Here is a 6,171-nt window from a genome sequence, read left to right as displayed (position 1 = left end):
TTAGCTTTATGCAACCAGACAGGATATGTCATGAGACATTTTTATTTAGACTTTATCTTCACCGTTATTGCCCTAGCAGTCGCGGCATGGTGGGGATATTCACACGGCGGTATAGGCGGTATGATAACCACCTTATCTATTACCGCTATTTTGGCCGTCATGGAGATTTCATTATCCTTTGATAATGCGGTGGTCAACGCCTCAGTCCTCAAAGGCTGGGACGAGTTTTGGAAAAAGATATTTTTAACTGTTGGTATTTTAGTTGCTGTATTTGGGATGCGCTTGGTATTCCCAATCGTTATCGTAGCAGTGACGGCTGACCTTGGGGTTATGCAAGTGGTCGATTTGGCCTTAAACGATCCTAAAGAATACTCAGCCAGACTATTGGCACACCATGCTGAAATCTCAGCCTTTGGTGGTATCTTCTTATTGCTCGTCTTCTTAAACTTTATCTTTGATGATAAAGAAGTACATTGGTTTGATTGGCTTGAAAGCCGTTTGGCAAAGCTTGGCAAAGTAGATGCCATGAGCGTCTTTGTCGCGCTTATCGTGTTGATGATTGCCGTATCATTTGCTGACCCTGAGCAGTCAGCCGCGGTATTGATTGCAGGCGTTTGGGGTATCTTGGTATATCTTGGCGTACAAGTGGTCTCGGGTATGCTAGAAGGTGACCTCGAAGAAGACTTAGAAAACGCTGAAGCTGGCTCAGGTGCAGCAGCGACCAGTGCGATTATGAAAGGGGGTATTATCGGCTTCTTATACCTAGAAGTCCTTGATGCGTCATTCAGTTTCGATGGTGTGATTGGCGCCTTTGCGATTACCAATGACGTTATCGTGATTATGCTCGGTCTAGCAATCGGTGCGATGTTCGTGCGTTCGATGACTATTTTCTTAGTCGATAAAGGCACGCTTGATGAGTTTGTCTATCTCGAACATGGCGCGCATTATGCCATCGGCGCTCTAGCCATTATTATGCTATTGTCGGTGAAATTCCATGTACCAGAGATTATCACTGGTCTGATTGGTATTGCCTTTATTGGTTGGGCGTTTGTCGCGTCACTCAATTATCGCAAACGCCAAGCGCTTGAATAACGTCGTAATTTTAAGTGTAAGCATTAGACTCAGTTAAGTTGTTCCATGACAGGTCATCACCAATATTGGTTATGACCTGTTTTTTATAGTGGCTATGAAGAATAGAATTGTGAGCAGGGATTAGCTTAGGCTGTTAATTTTTGCTCTACTTATCAGCGAGCATCTTTTGTAGTTTTGCCAATATCACACCATATAAAGGTAAAAAGATAAGCACGCCCATCACTATCTTAAACAGATAGTCCATCGCGCCAATCTCAACCCAGTGCGTCGCCATAAAAGGGTCTGGGCTTTTATAAAAAGCGATGGCAAAAAAGCAGAAGCTATCGACCAGATTGCCAATAAACGTCGATGCCAGGGGTGCAATCCACCACGTTTTAAGCTGGCGTAACTTATTAAAGACTTTGATATCTAACAGCTGTCCAATGACGTAAGCACTAAAGCTGGCGAGGACAATGCGAAAGACAAATAAATTAAAATCGAGCAGATGCTCATGACCGACGAACTGTCCATCAGCAAATACCACCGAAAAATAGTAAGAAATGGCGAGCGCTGGCAGCATGGCAAAGAAAATAATGCGTCTAGCGAGATGTTGACCAAAGATGCGTACGGTCAAATCTGTAATCAAAAAGATAAAAGGAAAAGTAACGGCCCCCCATGTCGTAATAAAGCCAAATAGCCCGACCGGTATTTGCACTAAATAATTACTAATGGCGATGATAAAGATATGCAGGCTGACAAGCCAAAATAAAGCACGGCTGTAACGAATGGATGAAGCGGGATTGGTCGAAATGGTACAGGTATTCATAAAGGAGGCCTTTTTTTGAGTCAGGGTGGAGGGAACCTGAGCGCGCTATTATAAATGATAATAAGATAAATAGCTAAAATAGGTCAGACATGCTCGTAACATCCTCTTATATAAGCAAAAATATAACTGTCAGATAGGCACACAAAATACGCCTTGCTTAGTAAGCAAACGCTTAGTATAGTAAAACGTAATGATAGGCAGGTTATGGCGTACAGGTCGATTTATTGACCTTTTTACGCTGAAATACTTACATCCAAATAGCATGACTGCCCTATTTTTATTTTATAAAATCAAATCCACTTAATTATTAATCCAAAGGATATTTATATGGCTATTAGCTTAACAAAAGGCGGCAACGTAAACTTATCAAAAGAAGCCCCAGGCTTAACCAACATTACCGTTGGTCTTGGCTGGGATCCACGCGCTACTGACGGTCAAGAATTTGACTTAGACGCCATTGCCTTTTTGGTAAACGAAGCAGGCAAAGTGCGTAATGACCAAGATTTTATTTTCTTTAACAATCTAAAGTCGGACAACGGCGCGGTTGAGCACACAGGCGACAACCGTACGGGCGAAGGCGACGGTGATGATGAAAAAATCAAAATCAACCTTGCCAGCATCCCAGCTGACGTCAGCAAAGTCGCTATCTGCGCCATCATTTATGAAGGTCAAGCGCGTAACCAAAACTTTGGTCAAGTCGGCGACGCTTATATCCGTGTGGTCAATGATAATGGTCAAGCCGAAATCGCCCGTTATGACCTATCAGAAGATGGTAGCACTGAGACGGCGATGATTTTTGGTGAGTTATATCGTCATAACGGCGACTGGAAATTCCGCGCTGTTGGTCAAGGCTTTAGTGGTGGTCTAGGCCCATTAGCCTCTTCTTATGGCGTTAACGTTTAACGCTCTATAAGATGTTTGTAAGACGACTACCGAAACCACTATCGCAATCGACTATTTGATTGCGATAGTTAATAAGCCATCAAGTGTGCCTATTCATAGCATTTGATGGCTTTAAATGTAATTGACCCAGTTAAATTGAAACGCACATTTTTATAAAAAAACATTTAAGACATTAGAATAAGGATTTGCACCCCATGGCAGCGACGTTTAGCTTAATCGGCACCATTGAACCTTTTTTGCATTGTAACTTAAAAAAAGGCGATTCGATTTATTGTGAAGCCAATGCCATGGTGATGATGGAGTCGAACCTTGAGCTTAAAGGTAAGCTACAAGGCGGTCTCATGCAGTCACTGATGCGCCGCTTTGCCAACGATGAATCCTTATTCCAACAGCAGATTGAAGCCGTCAATGGTGAAGGTGATTGTCTGCTAGCACCGACGCTTGATGGCGATATGCAAATCATCGATTGCGGCGCGCAGCAATATACCTTGAGCGATGGCGCGTTCGTTGCCGCACAAACTGGCGTCGATATCAGAGCCAATATCCAGCGTAACCTCGGCGGCGCGGTCTTTGGTGATACCGGCGGCTTTATGGTGATGCAAACCCAAGGTCAAGGCCAAGTTGTCGTTTCTGGTTTTGGTTCGCTATTTGAGATTGATGTGACGCCTGATAAAGACGTCATCATTGATAATGGCCACGTGGTCTGCTGGGATTCAAACCTTGATTATAAGCTTTCGGTATCGACCAGCAAAAAAAAAGGCATCATGAGCAATATTATCAACTCGGTCACCAGCGGCGAAGGCATGGTTTTAAACTTCTCAGGAACGGGCAAAGTTATTATCTGCTCGCGCAATCGTGACAGCTATCAAGGCTGGTTACAAAGCATTTTGGGTACTAGCTCAGGCGGTCGCGGTGGCAGCGGTGGTTTTTTAGATAACATTTTATAATTGAAGTTGCATTTTATCATTAAAGTTATCGCCAAGATTGAAGCTCTAAAGCAGTGCAGAAATGAAGCACTAAAACAGCGTAGAAATTAAGCACTAAAAATTCATTAATCCCCTCACAATTATTATAAGGATTTTACCATGGCAGTTAGTCTACAAAAGGGTCAAAAAATCTCCCTCAGCAAAGAAGCTGGTGGCGAGCTTACGCAAGTAAAATTGGGTTTAGGCTGGGATGTTTTCCAAGGCCAGCAAGAGAAAAAAGGCGGCTTTTTAGGCAAGTTATTCGGCGGCGGTACGGGCGGCGACTCGATCGATTTAGACGCTTCATGCATTATGTTTGATGCCAATAAACAAGCGGTCGATGCGATTTGGTTCAGTCAGCTAAAATCAAAAGATGGCAGCATCGTCCATACGGGCGACAACCGCACAGGTGACGGCGACGGCGACGACGAAGTCATTAACGTTGATTTATCAAGAGTGCCAGCAAACGTAGTGTCACTGGTTTTTACGGTCAATAGCTTTACTGGTCAGACCTTTGAAACGGTAGAAAACGCTTTTTGCCGTATCGTCAATGCCAATAACAATCAGGAAGTTGCCCGCTACAATTTATCAGCGCAAGGTGGACACACCGCAATGATTATGGCAAAAGTCTATCGTCATAATAACGAGTGGAAAATGCATGCCATTGGCGAAACTGCTTCTGGACGTACCTTTCATGACTTGATGCCTGCTATCACGCCGCATGCGTAAATAGGTTAAGCAATCTTAATTAAGAGTTTTAGTAATCTATAAGCAATCAGCCCATCTATATAAATAGACGGGCTGTTTTTTTAAATTATACTTTATTATCAAAAAGCCTTATTTACTACCACGCTTCCAGCTGAAGCCCCAATTAAAGGCTTTGTCCATTTCTTGATGACCTTTAAAGTATTGATTGATCCGCTCAACATTAATACTGCCATTTTGATTGACCAGACGCGCAATCGCACACATGGGCAAGTTACCTGTGCCTTCTGTCAAACGAGTTTCAATCGGTGGCTGCTCGGGTACATGAATGGTCACGACGCCATCGGTTTGCGCCCAATTTGGTACGCCTTCGTAAATAAAAGCAAAGATAAAGACTTCTTCAATCTGCGACCACTGTTGCCCGTTGATATCGAGCCACTCACCGCCGCTGACTTGTCCGGTTCTATCATCGGCACGGAGCAACACATAAGGCGCTGATTGTAAATTACCAAAGCGATTGCCCAAGGCCTGAATCAGCGTTTTTTCACCATTTTTCAGATGAATCATCGCCCCGACATCAAGGTCAATACCGCCCGCCTTATGCTGTTTAAATAAATCGCTAAGCAAGCCTTTTTTGGGGGCTGATTTATCGCTATTTGGGCGCTGATTCCAGTTAAGGTTGACAGAGATTTTACCAAAATCATCGCGTTTCTTTAGATTGATGCTAGATTGGTTCTTGGTTAAGGTGATTTTACTGAGATTAATTGACGGATTTTGAGCAGCGCTAGGAATTGGCGGCGGCGTAGTTGTTTGCGGCGCACTACCCGCTTTTTGCGTATTGATTGGCTTTTGCGTATTGATTGGTTGAGCTTGAGCTGGCGCTTCATCGGCAATCTCAACACCGAAATGCTCAGACAACGGCTTTAAGCCACCTTCAAAACCTTGGGCGATAAAACGGAATTTCCAACTGCCTTGGCGACGGTAACACTCTGCTAAAATAATGGCTTTTTCATTACGACCGGCGGCAGCTAATTGGCAAGTCATCAGCACTTGGCTGCCTTTTAGAACCTGAATATCTACGTCACCGACTTGCGCAAGCGTTTGCGCACTAGAAAACGCAAGGGCTATCTTCTCGATACTTGCTGGCTGCGCAGGTAAATTAATATCAAAAAATCCATCGCTATCATGTCCACGGAAACTTACACTGCCATCATCGCTACGCGTCTGCCCATAAAATATCATGTCGCCATCGCCGCGTACTTTACCGTTAGTGGTCAGGCGATAAGCGGCGCAATCGATGGCGCTTTGGCTTAAAATACGGATGCTGATATTGTCCGTTGGCAGCGGCGCATTGGCACCAGCAATCAGTTGTTGAGGTTGACTCATCATTTATCCTTTAGGTTATTTATTATTTGTTGATATGGATGCTGTTGGCTATCGCCCTATAGTAGCATGGATAACAGCTGATTTTTACAGCGCACGCCCGTTCAACAAAGCGTTAACCAGCCGGCAAAAACATTTTTACAAATCCTTAATGCTATTTTGTTAGCAGCATTTATAACGCTTAGCATTTGTATATAATAGCCTCTATTTTAGGTAATATGATAACGCGCTGAACGACTGACCCTCTTCAAGACTCAATTCTAGTTGTTGCACTCTATAAATTTTGATGGTGTATCAAAAAGTATGCTGGGGTAATAA

The 6,171-nt window shown here is 43.6% G+C and carries 6 protein-coding genes; 4 read left to right on the top strand and 2 right to left on the bottom strand.

The window, feature by feature from the left end; genetic code table 11:
• The first annotated feature begins 30 nt into the window (after nucleotides 1-30).
• On the top strand, nucleotides 31-1,092 hold the full coding sequence (locus tag IQ457_RS11340; RefSeq protein WP_200663348.1) for a DUF475 domain-containing protein: 1,062 nt from the start codon (nucleotides 31-33) through the stop codon (nucleotides 1,090-1,092).
• A 145-nt stretch (nucleotides 1,093-1,237) separates the two neighbouring features.
• Here the strand turns inward: IQ457_RS11340 and IQ457_RS11335 are convergent, their stop codons facing one another.
• On the bottom strand, nucleotides 1,238-1,897 hold the full coding sequence (locus IQ457_RS11335) for a 7-cyano-7-deazaguanine/7-aminomethyl-7-deazaguanine transporter (RefSeq protein WP_200663346.1): 660 nt from the start codon (nucleotides 1,895-1,897) through the stop codon (nucleotides 1,238-1,240).
• A gap of 327 nt (nucleotides 1,898-2,224) precedes the next feature.
• Here IQ457_RS11335 and IQ457_RS11330 point away from each other — a divergent pair, with 327 nt between their 5' ends.
• The 3 genes from IQ457_RS11330 (at nucleotide 2,225) to IQ457_RS11320 (ending at nucleotide 4,494) form a co-directional block, all read left to right on the top strand.
• Complete coding sequence (locus IQ457_RS11330; RefSeq protein ID WP_068408073.1) at nucleotides 2,225-2,800, top strand: TerD family protein; 576 nt, start codon at nucleotides 2,225-2,227, stop codon at nucleotides 2,798-2,800.
• Between the two features lie 194 nt (nucleotides 2,801-2,994).
• Complete coding sequence (locus IQ457_RS11325; protein WP_068408074.1) at nucleotides 2,995-3,747, top strand: TIGR00266 family protein; 753 nt, start codon at nucleotides 2,995-2,997, stop codon at nucleotides 3,745-3,747.
• A 138-nt stretch (nucleotides 3,748-3,885) separates the two neighbouring features.
• Nucleotides 3,886-4,494 (top strand): TerD family protein, encoded by a 609-nt coding sequence (locus tag IQ457_RS11320; protein WP_200663344.1) that lies wholly within the window; start codon nucleotides 3,886-3,888, stop codon nucleotides 4,492-4,494.
• 108 nt (nucleotides 4,495-4,602) lie between these two features.
• Here the strand turns inward: IQ457_RS11320 and IQ457_RS11315 are convergent, their stop codons facing one another.
• On the bottom strand, nucleotides 4,603-5,856 hold the full coding sequence (locus tag IQ457_RS11315; protein ID WP_200663342.1) for a TerD family protein: 1,254 nt from the start codon (nucleotides 5,854-5,856) through the stop codon (nucleotides 4,603-4,605).
• Nucleotides 5,857-6,171: the final 315 nt, after the last annotated feature.

Source organism: Psychrobacter sp. M9-54-1, assembly GCF_016613355.1.
Taxonomy (GTDB): Bacteria; Pseudomonadota; Gammaproteobacteria; order Pseudomonadales; family Moraxellaceae; genus Psychrobacter; species Psychrobacter faecalis.
Note: the sequence above shows the minus strand (reverse complement) of the source record. Positions and strands in the feature narration are given on the sequence as shown.